Source organism: Mesorhizobium sp. M1A.F.Ca.IN.020.06.1.1 (genome assembly GCF_004023265.1).
Classification (GTDB): domain Bacteria; phylum Pseudomonadota; class Alphaproteobacteria; order Rhizobiales; family Rhizobiaceae; genus Mesorhizobium.
In genome coordinates this window covers 1-2,654 of record NZ_RZSR01000846.1, presented here as the reverse complement: position 1 = coordinate 2,654, position 2,654 = coordinate 1, and the positions used below count along the sequence as shown (strand labels likewise).

Sequence of the window (2,654 nt, the reverse complement as noted above, 5' to 3'; positions counted from 1 at the left end):
GTGTTGCCGCCAATCGCCTGGCCGACCAGTGCGCCGCCGGCGCCGCCGATCAGCGCGCCGGTGGTGGCACGCTGCTGGCCCTCCGTTTGGGTCTCGCATCCGGCAAGTGCCGCGGTCATCAGCACCGCCACAAAAACCTTCTTGATCATCATCTCCAGAACTCCTTCAAGCCCCAAAGACCAACTAAAACAGGGGCGTACCTGGCCGAAGTGGGCTCGCATTGCGGCGGAACGGCGGCGGAGCCTGCTCACGAAATGAGTCAGGGTTTCCCGGTGGTTGAAGGCCATGGTTGCCAAACGGCAAAGGCGACCCTCTCGGCAGTAACCCTTCAGCGGGTCCTCAATGGAACAATGATGGTCGCGAGCTCCTGATTGTCGGCGTCAGCCATGATCTGTTCAAGAGAGCTAGGTTCTGGGATCGCCTCGCCATCATCAATCAGACCCTCAACATGAAAGGCGAGAGCCTGTTCGGCTAAGTCGCGCGCTTCGCCGAGGCTAGCGCGGGCGGTAACGACGCCGGGGAAGTCAGGAAAGGACACTCCGTAATCGCTGGCGTCTTCTTTGTGGATCAACCCGATGTACTGGCGCATCGTTTCCTCTTGCCGCGCTGCGGCCGGCCCCTAGCTTAGAACACCCGCACGACGGTGCAAGATGGACAAGTCTGCAACGGCTCCCGCCGGCCCCCTCGGGAGGCCAAGGATCCGTGCGGCCGAGTATCTGCGCATGTCCACAGACAGGCAGATCTACTCGATCGACAACCAGAGAGATGCGATCCGCAATTATGCGAAGGTCATGGGTTATGACATTGTTGCGACCTATGAGGATCCCGGGCGAAGTGGCCTCAGCCTCGTGGGACGCCCAGGCTTGCAGCAGCTGTTGGAAGATGTGGAAAGCCGGCGAGCCGATTTCGAAACCGTCGTTGTCTACGATGTGAGCCGTTGGGGGCGCTTCCAGAATACCGATGAAAGCGCCACCTATGAATACCGGTGCCAGATGGCCGGAGTGCGGATCGAGTTCTGCGCCGAGCTGTTCGTGAACGATGGGAGCATCGGGTCCGACGTCCTGAAGGCAATCAAACGCAGCATGGCCGCGGAGTACAGCCGCATGCTGTCGAACAGGGTCTTCGCCGGTCAAAGCCGGATAGTCGCACTGGGTTTCAGCGGCGGTGGCCCCGCCGGCTATGGCTTCAGGCGCCTTCTTGTTGACGGCTCCGGAAATCCCAAGGCGATGCTTCATCGCAACGAGCGAAAAGGGCTGGCAAGCGATCGCGTCATTCTGGTGCCGGGGCCAAAAGAGGAGGTCTCCACCGTAAGATGGATGTTCAATCAATTCGTGACGAAGGGAAAAACGGAAGCCGAAATTGCGACTGCATTAAACGCTCGCGGCCTGGTTACTGAACGCGGCCGACCATGGACCAAAGCATGCGTGGGCACGATACTGACGAGCGAGAAGTACATCGGCAACAACGTCTGGAATCGAGTATCCCATAGGCTTCTACACGACCGGGTAAGAAATCCGCCAAGCGCATTTGTTCGCGCCGACGCTGTCATCGAGCCGCTCGTGACCCGGGCGCTTTTCGATCGTGCGCAAGCTATCAGGCGCGCGCGCGCTTACCTTAAGCCCGATGAGGAGCTGCTTGCCGATCTGACCAAGCTCCTGAAAGAGCGGGGGAAGCTGTCGAGCCCAATCATAGACGCCGCCCCCTTCTGTCATTCAGCCTCCATTTACGCGCACCGATTTGGAAGCATGAGGGCCGCCTACCAGTTGATCGGATACGACGCCTCGGCGAACTATCGGAAACTCGATGTCAGCAACCGGCTCAAACAGATCCGGCAGCAAGTCGTCGAGGAATTGATGTCGAACATTGACAAGGTCGGTGGTTCGGCACTGTACGATCCCAAAACAAAGCTTTTGTGCGTCAATGACGAATTCTCCATCGCGATATGGATCGCGCGCTATCGGATTATCGTCACCGGCTATCCACGCTGGATATTTTGGAACCGCGGTCTCGTTGGGCCAGATGTGACGATTTTGATCAGAATGGAGCCTGATCATCAAACTGTTCGTGACTTCCTCATTGCGCCCGCGCATCAAGCGCAATCCGCCCTTCGCATGCTCAACGCAAACAACGGCGTGCGCCTTGATGCCTTCCTCTTCGCTTCGCTCGATCCTGTCGTGGAGATGGCGAGACGAGAATCGATTTCGGCGATCACGTGATAGTAACCAAGGCCGAGCTTCGTCGCTTCGTCGAGAACAACCGGCATGCCACCCGTCTGACGAGCAATTTGCAGGCGCCGCAGAATCCATTGCGTGGCCCGGCATTCTTGCGGACCTATAAACGCCAATTCGATCGGATGCAGGATTTCATCAGAGAAGCCGCCGCAGTGCGGCATCAACTGCAAGTCGTCGTCAATGCCACCGGTCAGATCCTGGCCAACGCGTCGTTCCGCGCCTTGCTGCAGGCGCATGATCTCGCAACGCTGCCTTCTATCTTGACGCACGGTTCGCCAAGCGGCGGACCGAATTCCCGTTCTGAGGATCAGCAAGCCTCGTTGTGCACAGCCGAGCCGCAGCTTGTCGGCGGTGTCTGTCTCGAGGCTCTCGACCTCCTGAACGATTTCGGCGCCCCCTTGAAGATTTTCCCCTTGTTGCGAG

1 protein-coding gene and 2 pseudogenes are annotated in these 2,654 nt (G+C 58.7%); 2 read left to right on the top strand and 1 reads right to left on the bottom strand.

Translation table 11 applies throughout. The annotated features are described in order from the left end of the window. Positions 1–334: 334 nt before the first annotated feature. A pseudogene (locus tag EOA60_RS27910) lies at positions 335–589 on the bottom strand (type II toxin-antitoxin system HicB family antitoxin); the annotation flags it as partial. 61 nt (positions 590–650) lie between these two features. Here EOA60_RS27910 and EOA60_RS27905 point away from each other — a divergent pair. Both EOA60_RS27905 and EOA60_RS27900 read left to right on the top strand, forming a co-directional pair. Then, complete coding sequence (locus EOA60_RS27905) at positions 651–2,216, top strand: recombinase family protein (protein WP_245479239.1); 1,566 nt, start codon at positions 651–653, stop codon at positions 2,214–2,216. Further along, positions 2,213–2,654 (top strand): annotated as a pseudogene (locus EOA60_RS27900) (hypothetical protein); the annotation flags it as partial. The gene EOA60_RS27905 and the pseudogene EOA60_RS27900, both read left to right, overlap by 4 nt.